Origin of the sequence: Saccharothrix violaceirubra, assembly GCF_014203755.1 — a bacterium.
Classification (GTDB): domain Bacteria; phylum Actinomycetota; class Actinomycetes; order Mycobacteriales; family Pseudonocardiaceae; genus Actinosynnema; species Actinosynnema violaceirubrum.
Genome location: NZ_JACHJS010000001.1, coordinates 6,010,695 through 6,036,605, shown reverse-complemented (window position 1 = coordinate 6,036,605; position 25,911 = coordinate 6,010,695). Strand labels below are relative to the sequence as shown.

Genomic DNA, 25,911 nt, shown 5'->3' with positions numbered 1-25,911 from the left:
ACTCCGACCCGGTGATCGTGCAGACTGTTGCGCGATCTACCGAGGAGAGCTGGGCATGGTGCGAGAGCAGAACCCGACGAGCTACAAGTTGCAGCTGGGCGCCGCGCTGGAGAGGTTCCGGCTGCACGCCGGGCTGCCGCGCAAGGCCGCGGCGGACGAACTCGGGTGCAGCGAGGGGAAGATCGGCACGATCGAGCGCGGTGACGTGGCCATCCGCGCCGCCGAATTGAAGGTCGTCCTCGACCTGTACGGCGTGACCGGCGACGAACGGGCCGACGTCGAACACCTCGCCGCGGAGGCCAAACGCCGACGGCCCCGCACGCCCTGGGGCAGCGTCATCCCGGACCGGCTGAAGAAGTTCTTCACCACCGAGGAGACCGCGGTCAAGATCGAGGCGTACCTGCCCGAGCTGCTGCACGGCCTCGTGCAGACCGAGGCGTACGCGCGGGCCGTCCTGTCGACGAACTCCGCGTTCCGGCCCGAGGAGGTCGAGCGGCTCGTCGACGCCCGGATGGCCCGTCAGACACTGCTCGAATCGAGTGATGCGCCCGCGTTGACACTTGCCGTTCCCGAGGCCGTGGTGCGGGGCCAGGTCGGCGGTCCGGTGGTCATGGCCGAACAACTCGCACACCTGCGCCGGCTCGCCCGCCGGCCGGAGATCACCATACGGGTGATTCCCACGAGTTTGGGTGCTCACGCGGGCTCCGGCCTGCCGTTCACAATTCTCACCCCTCCGCAAGGACGGCGCCGAATGGTGTACGTCGAAACGCTCACCGACGGGTTGTTCGTCGACGAGCCATTACGCGTTGCGAAATATGAGACCGCATTTCGGGAACTAATGGGGGTCGCACTCTCGCCCACGGCGTCGGTGGCGCTACTCGCTACTGTCGCCGGGCAACTGTGAACACCAGCGGAGGTGTGACTGACATGATCGGGCACCACGAAACGGCGGTGTGGCGCAAGAGCAGCCGCAGCGGCAACAGCGGCGGCCAGTGCGTCGAGCTGAGGTCCGGGCTCACCGCCGTCCGGGACTCGAAGAACCTGGACGGGCCGGTGCTCGAAATCGGTCCTGAAGGCCTTGCCGCGTTCCTGGCCGCCGCCAAGGCCGATCGGTTCTAGCCCGCGGGCGACCGGCCGCGTCCACGACGCGGCCGGCGTCGAAGCCCGGCCCGGCCGCGGGGCCGGAACCCGTCCCATCGCCCTGCCCGACACCGGCCCGGTCCACCGCGCGGACCGGGCCGGCCGCACGTCTACGAGCAGCGTTTTCCCTTGTCCGGCAGCGTCAGGTCCACCAGGTAGGCGTGCCCGATCGGGTCGACGCAGCTGTTCCCCTGCAGGTACACCGTGTGCTGGTTGCCCTCGAACGTCAGCAGCGAGCCGCCCAACGCCTGCGCCAGGTTCACGCCCGCGTCGTACGGCGTCGCCGGGTCGCCGGTCGTGGAGATCACCAGCACCGGCGGCAGGCCCTTGACCGACGGCGGGTGCGGCGTCACGGTCGGCGGCACCGGCCAGAACGCGCACGCGTCCAGCGCGCCCACCGCCGGGTTGCCGTCGTCGAGGAACGGCGCCGCGGCCTTGTACTTGCGCGCGATGTCGTCGAGCACGGTCCGGTCGGTCAACCGCGGTTCGTCGACGCACTTGATCGCGGTGAAGGCATCGGTGATCGACGAATAGCGACCGTCCTCGTCCCGACCGAAGTACGCGTCGGCCAACGTCAACAGCATGTCGCCCTTGCCGCCGCGCAACTCGGCGAGTCCGGTGTTCAACGGCGTCCACAGGTCGTTGGAGTACATCGCCTGGATCGCGCCGGTGATCGCGTCGCCGTAGGACAGCTTGCGGTCGCCCACCGCGATCGGGTTCTGCACCAGCGGCAGGGTCAGTTCGCGGAAGGTCTTGCTCGCCGACGCCACGTCCTTGCCCAACGCGCAGTCGTCACGGCGCGCGCACCACGCGGCGAACTCCTCGAACGCCTTCTGGAAACCGGCGCCCTGGGCGACCAGCGACTCGGCCTCGGTCTGCGTGGGGTCCACCGCGCCGTCGAGCACGAGCGCCCGGACGTTGTCCGGGAACGCCTCGGCGTACGCGGTGCCGATGGCCGTGCCGTACGAGTAGCCGAGGTAGGTCAGCTTGGTGTCGCCGAGCACGGACCGCATGACGTCCAGGTCCTTCACGACGTCGCGCGTACCCAGGTTGGCCAGCACGTCCGCGCCCATCTTGGCCGCGCACTTGTCGGCGAACGCCTTGTTCTCGGCCTCGGTCTGCGCGATGCCGGCGGACGAGGTGTCCACGTCGTTGTCGAGCCGGTCGGTGTCGCGCTCGGTGTCGCTGAGGCACTTCACCGCCGGTTCGCTGGCGCCGACGCCGCGCGGGTCGAACCCGACCAGGTCGAAGTGCTCGCTGACCGGCGTGCGGCGCACGCTCGTGGACAGGCTCGCGGCGGCCTCCATGCCGGACGCGCCCGGACCGCCCGGGTTGAGGATCAGCGACCCGATCCGCTCGCCGGACGCCTTCTGCCGCAGCAGCCCGAGCTTGATCACCTTGCCGTCGGGCTTGGCGTAGTCCAGCGGCACCTCGATGCGGGTGCACTCCAGGCTCTTGCGGTTCTTGAACTGCGACTGGGCCGTGGCGGTCGTGGCGTAGGGCCCGCAGTCCTCCCAGCCGAGCTGTTGGCTGTAGAACCGCTCCAGCCCGGGTGGCGCGGCGGACGGGGCGTTCTTCTCGAACTTCACCCCCGGTGACGGTGCGCCGGCCACGACGACCGTGCACGACGCGAGGAACGGGACGGCCAAAGTCAGCAGCAGCAAACGGCGCACCCTCCAGATCGTAGGTGTGACGGGCCGGACACAACCGGCACCACCTGCCCGTGGCGTGAGCGAAGATGTCCCCATGCCTTCGCTCCGACTCGCCCTCGCCCAGGTCAACGCCTGCGTCGGCGACCTGTCCGGCAACGCGGACCTGGTCGTCGACTGGACCCGGAAGGCGGTCGAGTCCGGTGCGCACCTGGTCGTCTTCCCCGAGATGGCCCTCACCGGCTACCCGGTCGAGGACCTCGCCCTGCGCGAGTCGTTCGCCGAGGCGTCCCGCGCGGCCCTGACGGCCCTGGCCACCCGGTTGGCGGATGCCGGGCTCGGCGGGATCGCCGTGTTCGTCGGCTACCTCGACCGCGACGAGCGGGGCGTGCGCAACGCCGCCGCCGTGCTGCACGAGGGCGCCGTCGTGGCCCGGCAGTACAAGCACCACCTGCCCAACTACGGCGTGTTCGACGAGCGCCGCTACTTCGTGCGCGGCGACGCGCTGGAGATCGTGCGGCTGCACGGCGTCGACGTCGGCATGGTCATCTGCGAGGACCTCTGGCAGGACGGCGGCCCGATCGCGGCCCTGGGCGAGGCGGGCGTGGACCTGGTCGTGTCGCCCAACGCGTCGCCGTACGAGCGCAAGAAGGACGACGCCCGGCTGCCGCTCGTGGCCCGCCGCGCGGCCGAGGCGGGCGCTCCGCTGGCATACGTGAACCTGGTCGGCGGCCAGGACGAGCTGGTCTTCGACGGCGACACGATGGTCGTCACGGCCGCGGGCGTGCCGGTCACCCGCGCGCCGCAGTTCGTGGAGCACCTGACCGTGCTGGACCTGGACCTGCCCGGCGGCGCGGCGCGCGCGTCGGGTGAGGTCGGCGGGTTCACCGTGACCCGCAAGACGATCTCGGACGCACCGGTCCCCGCGTACGAGCACCTGCCCGTGCCGCCGACCGCCGAGCCGCTGTCCGACGAGGCCGAGGTGTGGCACGCCCTGGTCACGGGCCTGCGGGACTACGTGCACAAGAACGGCTTCCGCTCGGTGGTGCTGGGGTTGTCGGGCGGCATCGACAGCGCGGTGGTCGCGTCGCTGGCCGTCGACGCCCTGGGCGCCGGCCACGTGTACGGCGTCTCGATGCCGTCGGTCTACTCGTCGGACCACTCGAAGTCCGACGCCGAGGACATGGCCCTGCGCACGGGCCTGCACTACGAGGTCCAGCCCATCGCGGCCATGGTCGAGGTGTTCGTGGACCAGCTCGGCCTGACCGGTCTGGCCGAGGAGAACGTCCAGGCGCGCTGCCGCGGCGTGACGCTGATGGGCCTGTCCAACCAGCACGGGCACCTGGTCCTGGCGACCGGCAACAAGACCGAGCTGGCGGTCGGCTACTCGACGATCTACGGCGACGCGGTCGGCGGCTTCGCCCCGATCAAGGACGTGCTCAAGACGCTGGTCTGGGACCTGGCCCGCTGGCGCAACGCCGAGGCGGAGAAGCTGGGGGAGCAGCCCCCGATCCCGGAGAACTCGATCAGCAAGCCGCCGTCGGCAGAGCTGCGTCCGGGCCAGGTCGACACGGACTCGCTGCCCGACTACGAACTCCTCGACGCCGTCCTCGACGACTACGTGGAGGGCGACAAGGGCTACCAGGACCTCATCGCGGCCGGTTTCCACCACGACCTCATCGACCGTGTCCTGCGCATGGTCGACAAGGCCGAGTACAAGCGCCGCCAGTACCCGCCGGGCACCAAGATCTCGTTCAAGGCGTTCGGCCGCGACCGCCGCCTGCCGATCACCAACGGCTGGCGCGAGGGCTGACCCCGCGAGTTATACGTTCAGACACCGCGAGTTGTACGTTCAGGCACCGCGAAACCTGCACTTGGGGCACCCCGATCGGGGGTGCCCCAGTGCGTATTTCAGGGTGCTTGAGTGGAGGACTCGCGCGAACGGCCCGGCAGGCCCAGCGCCAGCACCGCCCCGACCAGGCAGATCCCGGCCGTGATCAGGAACATCTCGTGGTACTCGGTCAGCAACGCCTCGGTCAGCTGCCGCCGGTACACCTCGACCTGGGCCTTGAACTCGGCCTCGGCCACCCCGAACGGCAACGGCGTCGCCAACCCGGCGGTCAGCTCCCGGAACCGGTGCAACCCCCACGCCGTCACGCCGGCCACCCCGACGAGCATCCCGGTCATCCGCGCCACCACGACGAACGCCGACGCCACCCCGTGCTCGGCCGCCGGCACGACCCGCAGCACGGCCGCCGACACCGGCGCGATCACCAGTCCCAGCCCGAACCCCGCGATCGCCAGGTCCCGGTCCACGACCCCGGACGCCACGTCCGCCGGCCACCGCGCGATCAGCACGTACGCACCACACGCCACCAGCAGCCCCACGACCGCCGGCCACCGGTCGCCGACCCGCGACGCCACCCACCCGCCGAGCACGGCACCGACCGGCAACGCGATCAGGAACCGCGCCAACACCAGCACCGCGTCCCCGGCCGACTCGAGCAGCACCGTCTGCGCGAACAGCTCGACGTCGACCAACGTCACCAACAACGCCGCCCCGGCCGCGAACGACACCGCCAGGCAGGCCACGAACGGCCGGAACGCCACGCCGACGGGGTCCAGCAGCCGGACGGAAGCCCGCCGCTCCCACCACAGGAACGCCCCGAACACCGCAACACCCGCCAAGAGCACGTAAGGCCCCCACGACGGCAACACCGAATGCTCGGGATCGGGGTTGTACAACCCCACCACCAGCAGGGCCAGCGACGCCGCCAGCAACCCGCCCCCGACGAGGTCGAGCCGGACCCGCCGCCCACCACCGCCCGGCACGCTCACCTGCACGACCACCGACGCGATCAGCGCCAACGGCAGGTTCACCCAGAACACCCACCGCCACGACTGCGGCTCCAACGCGGAGAAGAACGCCCACGCGTTGAACAGCCCCGCGACCCCGACGCCGTACAGCGTCCCCAGCACGCTGCCCAACTCCTGCGCCGCGCCCACGACACCCAGCGCCGCGGCCCGCCGCCGCTCCTCCCACAGGTCGGCGACCAGGGCCATCGTCACGGGCAGCAGCGCACCGCCCGCCAGCCCCTGCACCACACGCCCCACGACCAGCACTTCGAGTCCCGGCGCCAACGCCGTCACTACGGACCCGAGCGCGAACCCGAGCAGCCCGACGTGCAGCACGACCCGCCGCCCGAACCGGTCCGACAGCCGCCCCAGCAGCGGCATCCCGGCCACGTAGCCGAGCAGGTACCCGGTCACCACGGGCGTGGCCCGCTCCAGGTGGTTCACCGGGATGCCCAGGTCGCGCACCATGTCGATCAGGACGCCGACCACCACGTACGCGTCGAGCGCGCCGAGCAGGACCGCGCCCGCGCCCGCGCCGACCGCGAGCCGCCGGGACCTCACGCCGGGCGCTCGACCGTGACGGTCTTGCCGAAGTCGGACAGCTCGATCGTGGCCTTGGCACCGCCGGAGACCGTGAACACGGCCTTCACCAGCTTGTCGTCCTTGACCGAGAACGACCCGGCCACGTCCTCGGCGATGCCCGGCACCAGCCCGGCGACCACGTCGCGCGGCACGGTCGCCTCCACGACGTGCGTCCCGCCGGACGACGACACCGTCTTCGGGTCGCGGGCGCTCGACAGCACCTTCGCCACGCCCTTGTCCGGCGACAGGATCGCGCTCGGGTCGTACACCGACCCGGCCAGCGCGGCGGGCACCTTGGTGAACCCGCCGGTCGCGCCCTTGATGTACAGGTCCTTGGCCACGAGCACGTAGTCGACCTCGACGAGCTGCCCGAACTGCTCCACGCGCGCGTGCCCGGACGACTGCCCGTCCGCGCCGAGGTCGCCCTCGGCGGCCTGCACGCCCACGCCCGGCAGCGTGCCGTCGACCTTGAGCACGAAGTGCGCGCCGGTGACCGCCTTCATCGACTCGGCGGCCTTGGTCAGCACTTCGGCGCCGGCCGGACCGTCGGCGGCCGAGGAGCAGCCGACGACCAACGCGAGCACGAGCGACCCGAGGAACGCACGACGGGGGATCATGGGCCGAATCGTAGAGCGTCGACCTGCGGGTCACGGTCGAGTGACGAGGTCGCCGGCGCGGTTCCGGCCGGCTTTACCTAGGCTTCGTGCCATGAACCGCCAGCAGGAGTTCGTGCTCCGCACCCTCGAGGAACGCGACATCCGCTTCGTCCGGCTCTGGTTCACCGACGTGCTGGGCTTCCTGAAGTCCGTCGCGGTGGCGCCGGCCGAACTGGAGGGCGCCTTCAGCGAGGGCATCGGCTTCGACGGCTCCGCGATCGAGGGCTTCGCCCGGGTGTACGAGTCGGACATGGTGGCCAAGCCCGACCCGTCGACGTTCCAGGTCCTGCCCTGGCAGACGCCGGACAAGAGCCTGTACTCGGCGCGGATGTTCTGCGACATCGCGATGCCGGACGGGTCGCCGTCGTGGGCCGACCCCCGGCACGTCCTGCGGCGGACCCTGGCGCGGGCCAGCGAGGCGGGCTTCACCTGCTACGTGCACCCCGAGATCGAGTTCTTCCTGCTCAAGAACCTGCCCGACGACGGCAGCGCGCCGATCCCGGCGGACAACGGCGGCTTCTTCGACCAGACCAGCCACGAGACCGCGACCCACTTCCGCCGCCACGCCATCGAGGCGCTGGAGGCGATGGGCATCTCGGTCGAGTTCAGCCACCACGAGGGCGCACCCGGCCAGCAGGAGATCGACCTGCGCTACGCCGACGCGCTGACCATGGCCGACAACGTGATGACGTTCCGGTACGTGGTGAAGGAGGTCGCGATCACGCAGGGCGTGCGCGCCTCGTTCATGCCCAAGCCGTTCACCGACCAGCCCGGCTCCGGCATGCACACGCACGTGAGCCTGTTCGAGGGCGACCGCAACGCGTTCTACGACGCGGAAGACCCCTACCAGCTCTCCGACACGGGCAAGATGTTCGTCGCCGGCCTGCTCAAGCACGCCCGCGAGATCTCCGGCGTCACCAACCAGTGGGTCAACTCCTACAAGCGGCTGATCGTCGGCGGCGAGGCGCCCACGGCCGTGTGCTGGGGTCACGCCAACCGCTCCGCGCTGGTGCGCGTGCCCATGTACTCGCCGGGCAAGTCGGCGTCACGCCGCGTGGAGATCCGCTCGCTGGACTCGGCGTGCAACCCGTACCTCGCGTACGCGGTGATCCTCGCGGCCGGGCTCAAGGGCATCGAGAAGGGCTACGAACTGCCGCCGCCCGCCGAGGACGACGTCTGGTCGTTGACCGACCGCGAACGCCGGGCGGCCGGGTACGCGAACCTGCCGCAGAACCTCGGCGAGGCGCTGTCGGAGATGGAGAACTCCGAACTGCTGCCCGAGGCGCTCGGCGAGCACGTCTACGACTTCTTCCTGCGCAACAAGCGCACCGAGTGGGACGCGTACCGGCGCAGCGTCACCCCGTACGAACTCCGCACCCTGCTGCCGGTCCTGTGAGGGAACAACCCGTGCGGGTGGTCCACACCGGGCACTCGGAGAAGCTAGGTTTGCACACCGTGACCGAGGTTCCCGCGAAGGCGGAAGCCCGGCCGGCCCTGATCGCGTGCACCGTGGCGACCGCCGCGCAGTTGCCCGCCGTGAAGGCGCTGTCCGGCTCGTTCCTGGCCAACCACCCCGAGGGCCGGTTCCTGGCCCTGGTCGTGGACGCCCTGCCGGAGAACTCCGGCCCCGGCCTGGTCACACCGGCCGACCTGGGCGTGACACCGGAGGAACTCGCGGAGCTGGCCACCGGGTGCACCGCCGACCAGCTCTGCGGCCTGCTGCGGCCCAAGCTGCTCGAACAGCTCCTGGGCCAGGGCGTGCCCGTGCTGTACCTGGACCCGTGGGTGCACGTCCTGTCCCCGCTGACCGAAGTCGTGCTCGACGCCGTGCGCCGGGGCACGCTCGTGCTCCTGCCGCGCTCGCTGCGCCCGCTGCCCGACGACGACCTGCGCCCCACCCAGTCCGAACTGCTCGACACCGGTGTGTTCGACCCCGGCTTCCTGGTGGTCGCGCCCGGCGCCGAGGTGTTCCTGCGCACGCTGTCCGACCAGCTCCGCCGCACGCCCGACGCGACCAAGGCCGTGCTCGACACCGCGCCCGCCCAGGTCAACGTGCACGTGCTGCGCGACGCCACCCTCGGCCTGTCCGCGTGGAACGCGGGCCAGCGCGCCCTGCACCGCCTCGACGACGGCACGATCACCGTGCTCGGCGAACCCCTGCGCACGGTCCACTTCGCGGGCTTCGACCCGCAGCGCCCGTGGCTGCTGTCCGCCGAGTTCGCCGACCGGCCGCGCATCCTGCTCTCCGAGCACCCGGTGCTCGCCGACCTGTGCACGGCCTACCGCGCCGAACTCGTCCGCGGCGGCCACACGCCCCAGCGGGTCCGCTACGGCTTCGGGCAGCTCGCCGACGGCACCCGCCTGCCGGACCGGCTGCGCGCCGGCTACCGCGAGATCGCCCGCCGCGACCCGCGTTCGGCGTTCGCCCCCGAGCACGCGGGCGAGGTCCCGTCCGACGCGCCGCGCACCACCCCGCCGGCCGCCTTCGGCCCGGACCAGGGCCTGGCGTTCGTGGCGTGGGCGTGCGAACCCGACGACGTCCACCCGCGCGGCACGCGCTGGGCCGCGGCCGTGTGGCACGACGACCCGGCGCTGCGCGCGCAGTTCCCCGACCCGTTCGGCGCCGACCTCACCGGGTTCCGCGAGTGGTGCGCCACGGTCGGCGTCGCCGCGGCCCGCCTGCCGATCCCGGCCGTGCCCGGCCCGGTCGCCGACGCGCCCGCGCTGCTCGACCAGCTCGGCGTCACGATCCAGGGCACCGGCCCGGTCGCCGACGTGGTCCGCGACGTCGCCCGTGCCTCCGGCCTGCCCACCGGCGACGGCTACCCGGTCGTGGTGCGCCTGGACGACGCGCCCGTGCCCGCGGACCGGTTCGTCGTCGACTTCCGGTTCGACGCCGCCGCGAGCACGCGGGCCGACGAGCTGTGGGTGCCGTCCGAGACCACGAAGGCCGATGTCGAACGCACCGGCGGCCCGGCCGTCCGCGTGCTGCCGCTGCCCGCGCCCGAGGTCGACGCGCCCGCGCCCGACGGGCACGAGGGCCTGGTGTTCGCCGCCGTCGCCGACCACGCCGTGGACCGGGCGGGCAACGTGCTCGGCGCCGTGTCCGCGTTCCTGGCCGCGTTCACCGACCGTGCCGACGTCGCGTTGCGCATCGCCGTGTCCGGTGCCGACGACCACCCCGAGGCCGCCGAGCGCCTGCGCCTGGCCACGGCCGCCGACCCGCGCATCACGCTGGTCGAGGACGTCGACCCGCACGCCGACTGCCTGATCTCGGTGCACCGCAAGGGCGCCGACGACCGGATCGCCTTCCGGCTGGCCGGGGTCGCCGCGCTGGGCGTGCCCGTGCTGGTCGCCCGGCACGGTGCCGTCGCCGAGCTGTTCGACCAGTCGTCGGCGGTGTTCGTGCCGTGCCGCCAGGGCGGCGAGCCGGACGTGCAGGCTGCCGTGAAGCTGCTGCGCGTGCTGGCCGACGATCTGGACACCGCCCGCCGCATCGGTGCCGAAGGCCGCGACCGCCTCCGGCGTACGCGCACGCTCGCGCACAGCTCCGACCTCATGCGTGACCGCGTCGAGCACGCCTATCGCGCGTGGCGTGCCCGTCGTGCCGCGCAGAAGCCCACGCCCGCCACCGACCCGCTGCGTCCACTCCAGTCGGCCAAGCACGCGTTGCTGCGCCAGCCCGACGTGGGCAAGGCCAGCCGTACGCCCATGGCGCCGCAGTTGCGCAAGGTCGTGTTGCGCCTGCTCGACCACTACGACAACCACATGCGCGACGTGCTTTCGTCCCTTGTGGACGGTGTCGAGCGGACCGTGTCCGAGGTGGTGCGCCGGCAGGACGAGGTCACCACCGGCATCGGCATCGGCGAACTCGAAGTGCTGCGCAACGAGGTCGAGCACCACGCCGAGCACGCGGCCCGCCTCGCCGACCAGGTCCTGGGCCTGGACGACGGCGTGGTCCGGGTCCGCGCGGACATGGCCGGGCAGGGCCGTCGGCTGCGCGACGCCGAGGACGCCGTGGTCGCCGAGGCGGCCAAGCGCGCCAAGCAGGGCGACGCGCTGGCCCAGCGGATCGACAAGCTGGCCGTCGCGTTGGAACGCACGCTGGACCGGATCGACTCGCTGGAGTCGAAGGTGGTCGACGTGCTGCGCGACCGCGATTCCCGGATGGACGTCGGCATCCGGGCGGCCGGCCAGGCGCAGCTCACGGCGGACGCGTTGCGCCGGGTCGTGGTGCGCGAGCACGAGCGGCACGCCACGTCGGCGCCGACCGTGCGCAGTTCGCTCGTGCTGACCGACGTCGGCCTGCTCCGGCTGCCCGCCGACGACGCGTTCATGCTGCCGCTGCTGTCCAGCAACGGGGTGTGGGAACCGGAGCTGTCGGAGCTGATCGACTCGCTGGTGGACCCCGAGGGCATCTTCGTGGACGTCGGCGCGTACGTGGGCTACCAGACCGTGCGCATGCTCGACCGGCTCGGCCCGACCGGTGCCGTGGTGGCGGTGGAGCCGTGCCCGTCGTCGTGCGAGCTGCTGCGGCACAACGTGACCGTGAACCTGCCGGAGCGCATCGCCCAACGGCTCGTGCTGGTGGACGCGGCGGCGTGGGAGAGCACCGGTGTGCTGGCCGCGTCGCCGTCACTGACCGGCGGCGTGTCGGTGGCACCTCTGCCGTCGGACGCGCCCGAGGGCGCGGACACCGTCCGGTCCACGCGCCTGGACAAGGAGTTGGAGGCCGTGCCCGAGCTGGCCGGCCGGAAGCTGTCCGTGGTGCGGGTCGACGCGCCGGGACGCGGGCACCGCGCGTTGGCCGGTCTGGTCCGGCTGTTGCGCCGTGACCGGCCCCACGTGTTCCTGGAGTTCTCGGCGACGGCGACGGAGTCGATCGGCGACGATCCGGTCACGGTCCTCAAGGAGTTCCGGGTGTGGGGTTACGACCTGGTGCCCGTGGCGACGCGGGAACCCGCGCCGGCCGAGCAGATCGTGGCGGCGATGGAAGGTCTCCGTTCGATCACGCTGTGGCTGCGACCCCGGCCCGTGGCGCCCAAACCGCCTGGTCCGCAGGTGGACGTGATCGCTCGGCAGCCCGCTGACCAGGCGATTTGACTTCGTCTCAGGCCGTGGGTAACTTTTCCCTCGTCGCCAGCGAAACCCCCGGAACGAGCGGTTGACACCGCGAATCGGGCCGGGTAGAGTTGCTCGGCGTCACTCCCGAGATCGAATAAGCGGTCCACTGCGGCTGCCTCGGCTCGGGGGAATCACAAGCCAAATGAATGCGAAGCGGGTTTGTCGCGGAGCGAAGAAGCCGAAACGGCCGATTTGACACCGCGAAAACGAACGAGCTAAGCTTTCGACACAGCCCCGGAATGAACCGCGGTAAGACGCGGGACACGATGGTGAGCGCGTGTTCTTTGAGAACTCAACAGCGTGCCGAATAGCCAGTAAACTGATATACCTCGTCAAGAGGTATTCCTTTGAGATCGAATACTGGACGACTGACTGTCAAACGCGGACCATATTCCGGTCCGTGGGTCAGCATCGTTCGAGCGATCAACTCGTTCATTATTGGAGAGTTTGATCCTGGCTCAGGACGAACGCTGGCGGCGTGCTTAACACATGCAAGTCGAGCGGTAAGGCCCTTCGGGGTACACGAGCGGCGAACGGGTGAGTAACACGTGGGTAACCTGCCCTGTACTTCGGGATAAGCCTGGGAAACCGGGTCTAATACCGGATACGACTCCGCGACGCATGTCGTGGGGTGGAAAGTTCCGGCGGTACGGGATGGACCCGCGGCCTATCAGCTTGTTGGTGGGGTAGTGGCCTACCAAGGCGACGACGGGTAGCCGGCCTGAGAGGGTGACCGGCCACACTGGGACTGAGACACGGCCCAGACTCCTACGGGAGGCAGCAGTGGGGAATATTGCACAATGGGCGGAAGCCTGATGCAGCGACGCCGCGTGGGGGATGACGGCCTTCGGGTTGTAAACCTCTTTCAGCAGGGACGAAGGGTGACTGACGGTACCTGCAGAAGAAGCACCGGCTAACTACGTGCCAGCAGCCGCGGTAATACGTAGGGTGCGAGCGTTGTCCGGAATTATTGGGCGTAAAGAGCTCGTAGGCGGTTTGTCGCGTCGGCCGTGAAAACTTCACGCTTAACGTGGAGCCTGCGGTCGATACGGGCAGACTTGAGTTCGGCAGGGGAGACTGGAATTCCTGGTGTAGCGGTGAAATGCGCAGATATCAGGAGGAACACCGGTGGCGAAGGCGGGTCTCTGGGCCGATACTGACGCTGAGGAGCGAAAGCGTGGGGAGCGAACAGGATTAGATACCCTGGTAGTCCACGCCGTAAACGGTGGGTGCTAGGTGTGGGGGGCTTCCACGTCCTCCGTGCCGCAGCTAACGCATTAAGCACCCCGCCTGGGGAGTACGGCCGCAAGGCTAAAACTCAAAGGAATTGACGGGGGCCCGCACAAGCGGCGGAGCATGTGGATTAATTCGATGCAACGCGAAGAACCTTACCTGGGCTTGACATGCACCGGAAACTGCCAGAGATGGTGGCCTCTTCGGACTGGTGTACAGGTGGTGCATGGCTGTCGTCAGCTCGTGTCGTGAGATGTTGGGTTAAGTCCCGCAACGAGCGCAACCCTCGTTCCATGTTGCCAGCGCGTAGTGGCGGGGACTCATGGGAGACTGCCGGGGTCAACTCGGAGGAAGGTGGGGATGACGTCAAGTCATCATGCCCCTTATGTCCAGGGCTTCACACATGCTACAATGGCCGGTACAGAGGGCTGCTAAGCCGTGAGGTGGAGCGAATCCCTTAAAGCCGGTCTCAGTTCGGATCGGGGTCTGCAACTCGACCCCGTGAAGTCGGAGTCGCTAGTAATCGCAGATCAGCAACGCTGCGGTGAATACGTTCCCGGGCCTTGTACACACCGCCCGTCACGTCACGAAAGTCGGTAACACCCGAAGCCCGTGGCCCAACCCGTAAGGGGGGGAGCGGTCGAAGGTGGGACTGGCGATTGGGACGAAGTCGTAACAAGGTAGCCGTACCGGAAGGTGCGGCTGGATCACCTCCTTTCTAAGGAGCATCTGCACCGCGGTCCTTTTCGGAGGGTCGTGGTGGAGGCCACGCCGGCGGCGGATGATCGTCGGGTGGGGCTCAATTTTGTGGATGCTGGCTAATGCGGGGTTTTCGGTTGTCTGGTCAGTGAGTACTGCTCTCCGGAGCGTGGAAAGGTGATCAGAGGGTCGAGGGTTTCTGTTCGGTGCGCTGTTGGGTGTCTGAGAGAACACGCGAGTGTCTTTCAGTGACCGACCGGTCCGGTCTTCGAACCGCTGGTGTGCCTCTTCGGGGGTGTGCGGGTAGGCGTTGACGTTGGTGGGCTGGTGTCTGGTTTGTTCTTTGAGAACTGCACAGTGGATGCGAGCATCTTTGTGGCAAGTTATTAAGGGCATACGGTGGATGCCTTGGCACCAGGAGCCGATGAAGGACGTAGGAGACTGCGATAAGCCTTGGGGAGTTGTCAACCGAGCTGAGATCCAAGGATTTCCGAATGGGGAAACCCGGCCCCAGTCATGTGGGGTCACCCACGTCTGAACACATAGGGCGTGTGGAGGGAACGCGGGGAAGTGAAACATCTCAGTACCCGCAGGAAGAGAAAACAACCGTGATTCCGTGAGTAGTGGCGAGCGAAAGCGGAAGAGGCTAAACCGTATTCGTGTGATACCCGGCAGGGGTTGCGTGTACGGGGTCGTGGGACCCACTGGTCAGTTCTGCCGGACTGGCAAGGAGTCAGAAAGCACTGTGGTTAGCGGAACGCGTCTGGAAAGCGTGGCCGTAGCGGGTGACAGCCCCGTACGCGAAAACCCGGTGTCTCCTTGTGGTGTTCCCAAGTAGCAGCGAGCTCGTGGAATTTGCTGTGAATCTGGCGGGACCACCCGCTAAGCCTGAATACTCCCTGGTGACCGATAGCGGACTAGTACCGTGAGGGAAAGGTGAAAAGTACCCCGGGAGGGGAGTGAAATAGTACCTGAAACCGTGTGCCTACAATCCGTCGGAGCCTTTCGGGGTGACGGCGTGCCTTTTGAAGAATGAGCCTGCGAGTTAGTGCTGCGTGGCGAGGTTAACCCGTGTGGGGTAGCCGTAGCGAAAGCGAGTCCGAAGAGGGCGTGATAGTCGCGTGGTCTAGACCCGAAGCGGAGTGATCTAGCCATGGCCAGGGTGAAGCGTGGGTAAGACCGCGTGGAGGCCCGAACCCACCAGGGTTGAAAACCTGGGGGATGAGCTGTGGTTAGGGGTGAAAGGCCAATCAAACTCCGTGATAGCTGGTTCTCCCCGAAATGCATTTAGGTGCAGCGTCGTGTGTTTCGTGCCGGAGGTAGAGCACTGGATGGTCTAGGGGGCCCACAAGCTTACCGAAATCAACCAAACTCCGAATGCCGGTACGTGAGAGCGCGGCAGTGAGACTGCGGGGGATAAGCTTCGTAGTCGAGAGGGAAACAGCCCAGAACGCCGGCTAAGGCCCCTAAGTGTGTGCTCAGTGGGAAAGGATGTGGGGTCGCCCAGACAACCAGGAGGTTGGCTTAGAAGCAGCCACCCTTTAAAGAGTGCGTAATAGCTCACTGGTCAAGTGGTCCTGCGCCGACAATGTAGCGGGGCTCAAGCACACCGCCGAAGCCGTGTCATTCACGCATCAGCGTGGATGGGTAGGGGAGCGTCGTGCAGCGGGTGAAGCGCCGGAGTGATCCAGGTGTGGACGCTGTGCGAGTGAGAATGCAGGCATGAGTAGCGAAAGACGAGTGGGAAACTCGTCCGCCGGATGACCAAGGGTTCCTGGGCCAGGCTAATCCGCCCAGGGTAAGTCGGGACCTAAGGCGAGGCCGACAGGCGTAGTCGATGGACAACGGGTTGATATTCCCGTACCCGTGTGAACGCGCCCATGGCGAACCTTGTGATACTAACCGCCCGAAGCCCGCGCCTGATCCTTCGGGTGATGGTGTGACGTGGAGCGCGGGACCTGAACTTGTAGTAGTCAAGCGATGGGGTGACGCAGGAGGGTAGCTCCGCCAGTGAGTGGTAGTACTGGTGTAAGCGTGTAGGCCGACGTGTAGGCAAATCCGCACGTCATACAGGCTGAGACGTGATGCGTAGCCGATTGAGGCGAAGTAGAGTGATCCCATGCTGTCGAGAAAAGCCTCTAGTGAGTGTTCATGCGGCCCGTACCCCAAACCGACACAGGTGGTCAGGTAGAGAATACCGAGGCGATCGGGTGAACTGTGGTCAAGGAACTCGGCAAAATGCCCCCGTAACTTCGGGAGAAGGGGGGCCGGGGGATTTGAAGCCCCTTGCGGGCTAGGATCTTCCGGCCGCAGAGACCAGCGAGAAGCGACTGTTTACTAAAAACACAGGTCCGTGCGAAGTCGCAAGACGATGTATACGGACTGACGCCTGCCCGGTGCTGGAACGTTAAGGGGACCGGTCAGTCACTTTGTGGCGAAGCTGAGAACTTAAGCGCCAGTAAACGGCGGTGGTAACTATAACCATCCTAAGGTAGCGAAATTCCTTGTCGGGTAAGTTCCGACCTGCACGAATGGCGTAACGACTTCTCGACTGTCTCGACCGCAGGCCCGGCGAAATTGCATTACGAGTAAAGATGCTCGTTACGCGCGGCAGGACGGAAAGACCCCGGGACCTTTACTATAGCTTGGTATTGGTGTTCGGTTCGGCTTGTGTAGGATAGGTGGGAGACTGTGAAGCGGCCACGCCAGTGGTTGTGGAGTCGTCGTTGAAATACCACTCTGGTCGTACTGGATGTCTAACCTCGGTCCGTGATCCGGATCAGGGACAGTGCCTGGTGGGTAGTTTAACTGGGGCGGTTGCCTCCCAAAGGGTAACGGAGGCGCTCAAAGGTTCCCTCAGCCTGGTTGGCAATCAGGTGTCGAGTGCAAGTGCACAAGGGGGCTTGACTGTGAGACCGACGGGTCGAGCAGGGACGAAAGTCGGAACTAGTGATCCGGCCATGGCTTGTGGAAGCGTGGTCGCTCAACGGATAAAAGGTACCCCGGGGATAACAGGCTGATCTTGCCCAAGAGTCCATATCGACGGCATGGTTTGGCACCTCGATGTCGGCTCGTCGCATCCTGGGGCTGGAGTAGGTCCCAAGGGTTGGGCTGTTCGCCCATTAAAGCGGTACGCGAGCTGGGTTTAGAACGTCGTGAGACAGTTCGGTCCCTATCCGCCGCGCGCGTAGGATACTTGCGGAAGGCTGTCCCTAGTACGAGAGGACCGGGACGGACGGACCTCTGGTGTGCCAGTTGTCCCGCCAGGGGCATGGCTGGTTGGCTACGTTCGGAAGGGATAACCGCTGAAGGCATCTAAGCGGGAAGCTCGTTCCTAGATGAGGTGTCCCACCCCTTTGTGGGTTAAGGCCCCCAGTAGACGACTGGGTTGATAGGCCGGAGATGGAAGGTCGGTAACGGCTGGAGTTGACCGGTACTAATAGGCCGAGGACTTGTCATGAAGATGTTACGCATCCACTGTGCGGTTCTGAAGGAACCGAAACCAGGCCCCCGGCGGGTTCTGGTCGACTTGTGAGGGTCGGCTGGGAGTGTCGGGTGTGGTCGGTTGGTTATCTTCATAGTGTTTCGGTGGTCATTGCGGTTGGGGAACACCCGGTCCCATTCCGAACCCGGTAGTTAAGCCTTCCAGCGCCGATGGTACTGCATTCGTGAGGGTGTGGGAGAGTAGGACGCCGCCGAACATTCTTTCCCTGTGGGGTCGGACGATAAATCGTCCGACCCCACAGGGCTTTTTGCGTTCAAGGGCAACGGAGCCGAACTACTCGCCCGAGTCGCTGAGCAGGTCGCCCGGCTGGCAGTCCAGCTCCCGGCACAGGGCGGTGAGCGTGCTGAACCGGATCGCCCTGGCCCGCCCGTTCTTGAGCACCGAGAGGTTCACCACCGTCACGCCGACCCGGTCGGCCAACTCGGTCAACGTCATCCCCCGCTCGACCAGCAGCCGGTCGAGGTGAACCCGGATCGTCACACGGTTCCTTCGAGGTCGAGTCTCATCTCCGCACCGGTACGCATGATCCCCGCCAGCACGACGATTCCCAAACCCGTGACGACCGCCCACCACGGCACGTGCCAGTCGCGCAGTGAAACCGGTCCGAGTTCGCCCACCGCCGACCGGACCAAGGCCAGGACCGAGCCGAACTCCACCGCGGACACCGCCAGTGGTCCGAGCAGCAGCCACCACCCGAACGTCCGCAGTCCACGGGCCGTGGCATGCGAGTGCGGACCTTCGCGCAGCGCACGTTCGGTCGTGCGCAGGAGCAGGTGGAACGTGACCGCGTAGGCGATCAGCGTCGGCGCCCACACCAGCGACCCGAACAGCCGGTCGACCCCGGTCGGATCCGGTAAGCACAGCGAGACCTCGTTCGCGGCGATGTGCGTCGTTGTCGTGCCGGCCCGGACCAGTGCCGCGCCCTGTGTGGTGCCGAAGCACAACCTGTCCTGGAACCAGACCCCGACCGCGACCGCCAAGCCCAAGAGCGCGCCGGTCACCGTCACAGCCCAGCCGAACCGCACGACGTCGGTGAACCTCCGCACCGCGACATCACCCTGTGGCGACATGCCTCCCCCTTGCATATCGTTTTTCGATGTTATCGAAAAACGATACCGTCGGAGGTCTCCCGCGTCACCGGGCGAGTGCGGACCGGCGACGAGAACACGAGCGACGTCGTCGTGTCCCCGAAGCGTTGGGCGTGCTCGACGAACTCCTCCAACTCCTGCGTCGAGCGGCACACCACGCGCAGCAGCCAGCAGTCGTCACCGGTCACGTGGTCGGCATCCCGGACCTGCGCCAGGGGCACCACCCGCTCGCGGAACCGGGGCGTGTCGAGGCTGCGCACCCGCACCCGGACGATCGCCTCGATCGGCAGCCCCAACCGCCGGTGGTCGACGACCGCCACGTACCCGGTGAGCACGCCCGCCTGCTCCAGCCGGCGCACCCGTTCCGTCGTGGCCGGCGCCGACAGCGACACGCGGCGTGCCAACTCCGTGAACGTGATCCGCCCGTCGGTCTGGAGGATCTCCAGCAGCTTCCAGTCGACATCGTCCAGTTCCACCGTGGAATCGTAAGTCGACCCGCCCGGACGCCTTGGCTTCCACATGGTGCCGCCGACCTGCCACGACGCACGATTGAGCCATGTCCACCCCGCCGCCGACCCGGCCGCCGCCGCGGCGTTCTTCGCCGCCGAACTCGCCTTCGAAGCCGACCCGGACGACGTCGTCCGCGACCTGGCCGACGGGACCGCCGCGGGCTTCCGGCTCGTGGAGACGCGCCGCCCCGAGGCGTTCGCCCGGCTGCGCATCCCCGGCGCGATCAACCTCCCGCACTGGGAGATGGACGAGACCACGACCGCGGACTGGGACCGCGACCTCGTCTACGTCTGCTACTGCGAGAGTTCCGAGTGCAACGCCGCCACGAAGGGCGCCCTCAAGCTTGCCCGGCTCGGCTTCCGGGTCAAGCGGCTCGCCGGCGGCATCACGGCCTGGCACGCGGCGGGCCATCCCACGGAGGGCACCGGCCACGGGATTGCCTGCGACTGCTGATCTACCCTCTTGCGGGTGACGCGCGTACTCGTGGTGCAGCCCGACGAGACCGACCCGCCCGCCCGCCTCGGTGACTGGCTGGCCGACGCCGGCGCCGACCCGGTGGTGCTGCGGCCCTACGCCGGCGACCCGGTGCCGGACACGCTCGACGGCTACCGGGCGCTGGTGTGCCTGGGCGGGGTCATGGGCGCGCTCGACGACGTCGCGTTCCCGTGGCTGGCCGACCTCCGCCGACTGCTCTCGCACGCGGTGGCCAAGCGGGTCCCGGTCCTGGCCGTCTGCCTGGGCGCGCAACTGCTCGCGGTCGCGACCGGCGGGCAGGTCCGGCGCGGTGTGAACGGTTCCGAGATCGGCCTGGGGCTCGTGGCGAAGCGGGACGTGGCCAAGGACGACGTCCTGTTCGCCGAACTGCCCTGGACACCGGACGTGCTCCAGTTCCACCAGGACGAGATCGCACTGCTGCCGCCGACGGCCGAACTGCTCGCGTCCTCGCCCGCCTACGCGAACCAGGCGTTCCGGGTCGGCCCGGCGGCGTACGGGCTCCAGTTCCACATCGAGACGACCGCGGACATCGTGCTCGACTGGGTCGTGCGGTCGCCCGGTCTGGCCGCCTCCGTGCCGCCCTCCCGGTTCGACCCCGAACGCCTCGCGCGCGGTCACGAGGACATCGAAGAGGTGTGGCGTCCGTTCGTCGAGCGTTTCGTCCGGTTCGCGTCGGGCGCTATCACGTCGAGGCGTGAACTTCCCCTGGTGTGACGAATCTCGGTTGATTCGGTGTTCACCTGACGGCCAGGTAGCGTTCACCCCGGACTGTCCTGTTCAGCCGGAGGACTCAGCGTGGACGCCTCGCTCCTCGTCATCGTCGTGGTCGTCACGGCTTTGGCATTCGACTTCACCAACGGCTTCCACGACACGGCGAATTCGATGGCCACGTCCATCGCGACCGGTGCGCTGCGGCCCCGCACGGCGGTCGCGTTCTCGGCCGTGTTGAACCTCGTCGGCGCCCTGCTGTCGGTGGAGGTCGCCAAGACCATCTCCGGTGGGATCGTCGACGACGCGCGCATCACCCCCGCGATCGTGTTCGGCGGTCTGGTCGGCGCGATCCTGTGGAACCTGGTCACGTGGTACGTCGGCCTGCCGTCGAGTTCCTCGCACGCCCTGTTCGGCGGGTTGATCGGCGCGACCTGGATCGCGTCCGGCGCGGACGCAGTGCACTTCGCGAAGGTCGTCGACAAGGTCGTGGTCCCGTCGGTGGCCGCGCCGCTCGTCGCGGGCATCGTGGCGCTGCTCGCGACCGTGCTCACCTACCGGCTGTCGCGGCGCACCGACGAGAAGGTGCGAGACCGTGGGTTCAAGACCGGGCAGATCGCCTCGGCCGCGCTGATGTCGTTGGCGCACGGCACGAACGACGCCCAGAAGACCATGGGCATCATCACCCTGACCCTGATCACGGCGGGCACGTTGGCGCCGGGTTCGGAACCGCCGCTGTGGGTGATCCTGAGCGCGGCCGTGGCCATCGCGCTCGGCACCTACCTGGGCGGCTGGCGGATCACGCACACGCTGGGCAAGGGCCTGACCACGATCGAGGCGCCGCAGGGATTCGCGGCGCAGACCAGCGCGGCGACCGTGATCATGGCGTCGTCGCACCTGGGCTTCGCGCTGTCGACGACGCACGTCGCGTCGGGCGGCATCATGGGCTCGGGCCTGGGCCGCCGGCTCGACGGGGTGCGGTGGGGCGTGGCCGGTCGGATGGCGTTGGCCTGGCTGTTCACGCTGCCGGCCGCCGGTCTCGTCGGGGCGCTGGCGGGCAAGGTCGCGTCGCTGGGCACGGCGGGCGTGGTCGCGGTCGCCGCCGTGGGTATCGCGGTGTCGCTGGTCATCTGGCTGATGTCCCGGCGTGAACCGGTACGGCCCGAGCACGTCGTCGACGAGCTCGCCGCGCAGGCCGAGCCGCACAAGGTGGTGCTGTGAAGATCGACTGGTCGGCCCTGGGCACGGTGTTCGGCGTGAGCCTGGCCGTGGTGCTGGGCATCGTGGTGCTGTTCTCGGCGGGCCTGCGGGTGTGGTCGGCGCGCGACTCGCGTGGTGGCGCGACGGCGTTGGCGTCGGTGTGCTTCGCCGGGTGTTTCGCGGTCGTCGGCTTCGGGGTCTACTTGATCGTGGCCCGCTGACGTTCTACCCGTTCGGGTGACGGGTCTACGGTGGTCGCGATGACCGAGTCAGTCCGTCCCACGATGTCGCCCGCGCGGTTCGGCTTGACCGAGGCGCGCACCGTCGACCACCTCCGCGCGGCCGGCTGGTGGCTCGACCGGCCGACCGAGGGCAGCGAACCCGTGCTGGTCGCGCTGTCCCGTTGCCCGGACCCGGACCTCGCGCTGCGCGGGGTCGACCGCCTGCGGGAAGCCGTCGACTGGCCCGCGCTCGACGCCGTGTTGCGCGCCGACGTCGTGCTGCGTGGACGCCTGCTCGCGGTGCTGGGTTCGTCGACCGCGCTGTCCGACCTGCTGGTCGGCAACCCGGACCTGTGGCGGTCGCTGGTCGACCCCGAGCCGGTGTCCTCGTTCGACCTGCTGCCCGCCGTCGCCGACCGCTCCGGTGCGGACGCGGTGCGCGCGTTGCGCCTGGCCTACCGCGCGGCCCTGTGCCGGATCGCGGCCGAGGACCTGGCGCACGTGGTCGAACCGGACCTGCCCTACGTCGACTACGACCACGTGGCGGGCCTGCTGTCGGACCTGGCCGTCGCCGCGCTCGACGCCGCGCTGGACGTGGCCCGGCGCCAGGTGGCCAAGTCCGACGAGTGCCGGTTGGCGGTGATCGCCATGGGCAAGTGCGGCGCGCGCGAGCTGAACTACGTCAGCGACGTCGACGTGGTGTTCGTCGGCGAGGGCGACCTGGGCGTGGCCACGCGGGTGGCGGGCACGATGATGCAGGTCGCGGGTCAGGCGTGCTTCGAGGTCGACGCGGCGTTGCGGCCCGAGGGCAAGGCGGGCGCGCTCGTGCGCACGCTCGACGGCCACGCGTCGTACTACCAGCGGTGGGCCCGGACGTGGGAGTTCCAGGCGCTGCTCAAGGCCAGGCCGGTGGTCGGCGACGAGCGGCTCGGCCGGGACTACCTGGAGGTGGTCCGGCCGATGGTCTGGACCGCCGCCGAACGCGAGAACTTCGTGCCGGACGTGCAGGCGATGCGCCGGCGCGTCGAGGAGCACGTACCGGCGGGCCTGGCCGACCGGGAGCTGAAGCTGGGCCGGGGCGGCCTGCGCGACGTGGAGTTCGCCGTGCAGCTCCTGCAACTGGTGCACGGCCGCGGCGACGAGACGCTGCGCATCCAGGCCACGACCCAGGCGTTGGCCGCGTTGGGGCGCGGCGGGTACGTCGGGCGCGCGGACGCGGCCGACTTCGGGCGCGCGTACCGGTTCCTGCGCACGCTCGAACACCGGTTGCAGCTCCAACGGCTGCTGCGCACGCACCTGTTCCCGGCCGACGACGACGCGGCGGGCCTGCGTTGGCTCGCCCGCTCGGTCGGTTTCACCGGCGAGGGCGGCCAGTCCGAGGCCAGGGTGCTGCTGGGCGAGTTCCGCAAGCGCGCCAACCAGGTCCGCCGACTGCACGAGAAGCTGTTCTACCGGCCGTTGCTCCAGGCCGTGGCGAACGTGCCGACCGAGGCGTTGCGGCTGACCACGGCCGAGGCCGCGCTCCGGCTGTCCGCGTTGGGCTACGCCGCGCCCGACGGCGCGCTCAAGCACATCGAGGCGTTGACCCGCGGCGTGTCCCGGCGGGCCCGTATCCAGGGCGCGCTGCTGCCCGTGCTGCTCGACCTGTTCGCCACCACGCCCGATCCGGACGGCGGACTGCTCGCGTACCGGCGCGTGTCCGAGGCGTTGGCCGAGACGCCCTGGTACCTGCGGCTGCTGCGGGACGAGGGCCTGGTCGTGGAGCGGCTCGCCACGCTGCTGGGCACGTCCCGGCTCGTGCCGGACCTGCTCGTGCGCGCGCCCGAGGTGCTGCGGGTGCTGGCGGACACGTCCGCGTTGACCGGGTTCGACCCGATGACCATCGGCAATCCCCTGCGCAGCACCGTGTCCCGCTACAACGACCTCGACCGGGCGGTCACCGCCGCCCGGTCGCTGCGCCGCCAGGAACTGCTGCGGGTGGCGTCGGCCGACCTGCTCGGCCTGGCCGGCACGCGGGACGTGTGCGTGTCGCTGTCGCAGGTGTGGGTCGCGGTCCTCCAGTCCGCGCTCGACGCCGTGGTCCGCGCCGCGGGTCCGGCGCCGGCCCGGATCGCGGTGATCGGCATGGGCCGGCTCGGCGGACGCGAACTCGGCTACGGCTCGGACGCCGACGTGATGTTCGTGTGCGAGGCGGTCGACGGCGCGACCGACCAGGAGGCGGTGAAGTACGCGAACTCGGTCGTCGAACGCGTGCGCCGCCTGCTCAGCGCGCCGAGCCAGGACCCGGCGCTCCAGGTCGACGCCGACCTGCGTCCCGAGGGCCGCCAGGGTCCGCTCGTGCGGACTTTCGAGTCGTACCGGGCGTACTACGCGCAGTGGTCGGAGCTGTGGGAGGCGCAGGCGTTGCTGCGGGCCAGGGTCGTCGGCGGCGACGAGAAGCTGGGCGCGCGGTTCGTGGAGATGATCGCGCCGATCCGGTACCCCGCGGCGGGGCTCGACGCGGCGGCGGTGCGGGAGATCCGCCGGATCAAGGCGCGGGTCGAGGCCGAACGCCTGCCGCGCGGCGCGGACCCGTCGACCCACACCAAGCTCGGTCGCGGCGGGCTCGCCGACGTGGAATGGACCGTGCAGTTGCTGCAACTCCAGCACGCCGGCGAGGTGTCCGCGTTGCGCACGCCGTCGACCGTGCGCGGCCTGCGCGCGGCGGGCGAGGCGGGGCTGATCGAGGACGACGACGCGACCGCGCTGCTCGACGCGTGGACGCTCGCCACCCGTGCCCGCAACGCGGTGATGCTGGTGCGGGGCAAGCCCAACGACCAGCTGCCCTCGTCGGGTCGTGACCTGACCGCCGTCGCGGCGGCCATGGGGCACGGTGACGAGGAGCCGGGCGAGTTCCTCGACTCCTACCGCCGCACCACGCGTCGGGCCCGTGCCGTCGTCGAACGGATCTTCTACGGCTCGTAGGTCCATTGTGGACACTGGGTGACCATCCGGCGAACCCTCACCGGTTCGTGAACACTGGGATCGTGAAAGCGATCGCGCAGAACGAATTCGGGGACGTCGACGTCCTGGAGTACCGGGAACTGCCCGACCCGCCGATCTCCTTCGACCAGGTGCTGGTCGAGGTCCGGGCGGCGGGCGTGAACCCGGTGGACCGGCTGGTGCGCCAAGGCCTCGCGGCGGGCGCGCTGCCACACCACTTCCCGCTCGTGCCCGGCTGGGACGTCGCCGGCGTCGTCCGCGCGGTGGGTTCGGCGGTCGACGGTTTCGCGGTCGGCGACGAGGTGTTCGGCTACCAGCGCAAAGACCACGTCCAGCACGGCACGTACGCGGAACTCGTCGCGGCGCACGAACGCGGCCTCGCGCACAAACCGGAGTCGCTGTCATTCGTCGAGGCGGGCGGCCTGGCGCTGGCCGGGTTGACCGCCGTGCAGGCGCTGCGGAAGGTCCGTGTGTCGGCCGGCGACACCGTGCTCGTGCACGCGGCGGCGGGCGGTGTCGGACATCTGGCCGTGCAGATCGCCCAGGCGCTCGGCGCGGCGCGCGTGGTCGGCACGGCTTCGCCGCGCAACCACGACTTCCTGCGCTCGCTGGGTGCCGAGCCGGTCGCCTACGGCGACGCGCTGGTCGACAACGTGGCCGAGGCGGTCGGCGGCGACGGGCGGGTCGACGTGTCGTTCGACTGCGTCGGCGGGCCGGCCGTCGAGGACTCGGTGGCGCTGACCCGCGAACCCGGTCGCATCGTGTCCATTGTGGACGCCAATGTGGCGGCGCTCGGCGGCGTGTACGCCTACGCCAAGCCCGTGGCCGAGGACCTGCGGTGGCTGGCCGGGCAGGTCGACGCGGGCGCGCTGCGGGTCGAGGTGCAGCGGACGTTCCCACTGGAGCGGGCGGCCGACGCGCAACGCCTGCTCGAAGGCGGGCACGTGCGGGGCAAGGTCGTGCTGACGGTGTGACGGGACCGGCCCGTCACACCGTCGGGCCGGTCAGCTCTCGTCGACGGTGGGGACGGCGGTGAGGATCTCCACGACCCACTCCTCGACGAGGTCCTCGGACTCCTCCTCGGGGACGAGCCGGTTCGCGACCTTGATGCCGAGGCCGAGCGTGTCGGCGGCGGCGATCGCCTCGATCGCCTCGGCGGCGGAGTCGTACACGACGGTGGACAGCACCTGGGCGGTGGGAGCGAGGTCTTCAGACACGGCGCGACCCTAACCCGAGGCCACGGACGGGTCATGGGCAGCCCGT

At 69.0% G+C, this 25,911-nt stretch carries 18 protein-coding genes and 3 rRNA genes; 14 read left to right on the top strand and 7 right to left on the bottom strand.

The window, feature by feature from the left end:
- Positions 1 to 55: 55 nt before the first annotated feature.
- Complete coding sequence (locus tag F4559_RS27730; RefSeq protein WP_184673625.1) at positions 56 to 904, top strand: helix-turn-helix domain-containing protein; 849 nt, start codon at positions 56 to 58, stop codon at positions 902 to 904.
- Positions 905 to 927: 23 nt separating this feature from the next.
- The gene (locus F4559_RS27725; protein ID WP_184673624.1) at positions 928 to 1,119 is read left to right on the top strand and encodes a DUF397 domain-containing protein; all 192 of its coding nucleotides are present in this window, start codon (positions 928 to 930) and stop codon (positions 1,117 to 1,119) included.
- Between the two features lie 131 nt (positions 1,120 to 1,250).
- Here F4559_RS27725 and F4559_RS27720 read toward each other — a convergent pair whose 3' ends face one another.
- Complete coding sequence (locus F4559_RS27720) at positions 1,251 to 2,813, bottom strand: alpha/beta hydrolase (RefSeq protein ID WP_376774667.1); 1,563 nt, start codon at positions 2,811 to 2,813, stop codon at positions 1,251 to 1,253.
- Between the two features lie 73 nt (positions 2,814 to 2,886).
- Here F4559_RS27720 and F4559_RS27715 point away from each other — a divergent pair, with 73 nt between their 5' ends.
- Entirely contained in the window at positions 2,887 to 4,602 is a 1,716-nt protein-coding gene (locus F4559_RS27715; RefSeq protein ID WP_184673621.1) for an NAD+ synthase, read from the top strand.
- 98 nt (positions 4,603 to 4,700) lie between these two features.
- Here the strand turns inward: F4559_RS27715 and F4559_RS27710 are convergent, their stop codons facing one another.
- Positions 4,701 to 6,206, bottom strand: a complete 1,506-nt coding sequence (locus F4559_RS27710) for an MFS transporter (RefSeq protein WP_184673619.1) — start codon at positions 6,204 to 6,206, stop codon at positions 4,701 to 4,703.
- Positions 6,203 to 6,844: an LppX_LprAFG lipoprotein gene (locus tag F4559_RS27705; protein ID WP_184673617.1), complete on the bottom strand. Its 642-nt coding sequence runs from the start codon at positions 6,842 to 6,844 to the stop codon at positions 6,203 to 6,205. The genes F4559_RS27710 and F4559_RS27705 overlap by 4 nt, the downstream gene beginning before the upstream one ends.
- Before the next feature lie 91 nt (positions 6,845 to 6,935).
- Here F4559_RS27705 and F4559_RS27700 point away from each other — a divergent pair, with 91 nt between their 5' ends.
- From F4559_RS27700 to rrf, 5 genes are all read left to right on the top strand, one after another.
- Positions 6,936 to 8,279 carry a glutamine synthetase family protein gene (locus tag F4559_RS27700; protein ID WP_184673606.1) on the top strand — a complete coding sequence of 448 codons (1,344 nt, stop codon included), beginning with the start codon at positions 6,936 to 6,938 and terminating at the stop codon, positions 8,277 to 8,279.
- A 59-nt stretch (positions 8,280 to 8,338) separates the two neighbouring features.
- A complete protein-coding gene (locus F4559_RS36575) occupies positions 8,339 to 11,986 on the top strand; it encodes an FkbM family methyltransferase (protein WP_184673604.1) in 3,648 nt (1,215 codons plus the stop codon).
- Positions 11,987 to 12,442: 456 nt separating this feature from the next.
- Positions 12,443 to 13,958, top strand: a 16S ribosomal RNA gene (locus tag F4559_RS27690).
- A 357-nt stretch (positions 13,959 to 14,315) separates the two neighbouring features.
- Positions 14,316 to 17,399, top strand: a 23S ribosomal RNA gene (locus tag F4559_RS27685).
- Positions 17,400 to 17,523: 124 nt separating this feature from the next.
- Positions 17,524 to 17,640, top strand: a 5S ribosomal RNA gene (rrf, locus tag F4559_RS27680).
- The 16S, 23S and 5S rRNA genes sit together here, the layout of an rRNA operon.
- Positions 17,641 to 17,717: 77 nt before the next feature.
- On the opposite strand, the gene F4559_RS27675 is transcribed toward rrf, so the two are convergent.
- The 3 genes from F4559_RS27675 to F4559_RS27665 are packed head-to-tail and all read right to left on the bottom strand — an operon-like array spanning position 17,718 to position 19,008.
- Positions 17,718 to 17,924 (bottom strand): helix-turn-helix domain-containing protein, encoded by a 207-nt coding sequence (locus F4559_RS27675; protein ID WP_184673602.1) that lies wholly within the window; start codon positions 17,922 to 17,924, stop codon positions 17,718 to 17,720.
- Positions 17,921 to 18,490, bottom strand: a complete 570-nt coding sequence (locus F4559_RS27670) for a hypothetical protein (RefSeq protein ID WP_184673600.1) — start codon at positions 18,488 to 18,490, stop codon at positions 17,921 to 17,923. Before F4559_RS27670 ends, F4559_RS27675 begins: the two co-directional genes overlap by 4 nt.
- Positions 18,491 to 18,543: 53 nt before the next feature.
- Positions 18,544 to 19,008, bottom strand: a complete 465-nt coding sequence (locus tag F4559_RS27665; RefSeq protein WP_184673598.1) for an Lrp/AsnC family transcriptional regulator — start codon at positions 19,006 to 19,008, stop codon at positions 18,544 to 18,546.
- A gap of 73 nt (positions 19,009 to 19,081) precedes the next feature.
- On the opposite strand from F4559_RS27665, the gene F4559_RS27660 reads away from it, so the two are divergent.
- The 6 genes from F4559_RS27660 to F4559_RS27635 all read left to right on the top strand — a co-directional run bounded on the left by F4559_RS27660 (position 19,082) and on the right by F4559_RS27635 (position 25,622).
- A complete protein-coding gene (locus tag F4559_RS27660; RefSeq protein WP_376774666.1) occupies positions 19,082 to 19,495 on the top strand; it encodes a rhodanese-like domain-containing protein in 414 nt (137 codons plus the stop codon).
- 9 nt (positions 19,496 to 19,504) lie between these two features.
- The gene (locus tag F4559_RS27655; RefSeq protein ID WP_184673579.1) at positions 19,505 to 20,251 is read left to right on the top strand and encodes a type 1 glutamine amidotransferase; all 747 of its coding nucleotides are present in this window, start codon (positions 19,505 to 19,507) and stop codon (positions 20,249 to 20,251) included.
- A gap of 81 nt (positions 20,252 to 20,332) precedes the next feature.
- Entirely contained in the window at positions 20,333 to 21,466 is a 1,134-nt protein-coding gene (locus tag F4559_RS27650) for an inorganic phosphate transporter (protein ID WP_184673577.1), read from the top strand.
- Positions 21,463 to 21,666, top strand: coding sequence for a hypothetical protein (locus tag F4559_RS27645; protein ID WP_184673575.1), 204 nt, complete (start codon positions 21,463 to 21,465; stop codon positions 21,664 to 21,666). Before F4559_RS27650 ends, F4559_RS27645 begins: the two co-directional genes overlap by 4 nt.
- A gap of 39 nt (positions 21,667 to 21,705) precedes the next feature.
- Complete coding sequence (locus F4559_RS27640) at positions 21,706 to 24,630, top strand: bifunctional [glutamine synthetase] adenylyltransferase/[glutamine synthetase]-adenylyl-L-tyrosine phosphorylase (RefSeq protein WP_184673573.1); 2,925 nt, start codon at positions 21,706 to 21,708, stop codon at positions 24,628 to 24,630.
- Positions 24,631 to 24,692: 62 nt separating this feature from the next.
- Complete coding sequence (locus F4559_RS27635; RefSeq protein ID WP_184673570.1) at positions 24,693 to 25,622, top strand: NADP-dependent oxidoreductase; 930 nt, start codon at positions 24,693 to 24,695, stop codon at positions 25,620 to 25,622.
- Between the two features lie 30 nt (positions 25,623 to 25,652).
- Here the strand turns inward: F4559_RS27635 and F4559_RS27630 are convergent, their stop codons facing one another.
- Positions 25,653 to 25,865 carry a hypothetical protein gene (locus F4559_RS27630; RefSeq protein WP_184673568.1) on the bottom strand — a complete coding sequence of 71 codons (213 nt, stop codon included), beginning with the start codon at positions 25,863 to 25,865 and terminating at the stop codon, positions 25,653 to 25,655.
- Positions 25,866 to 25,911 lie beyond the last annotated feature (46 nt).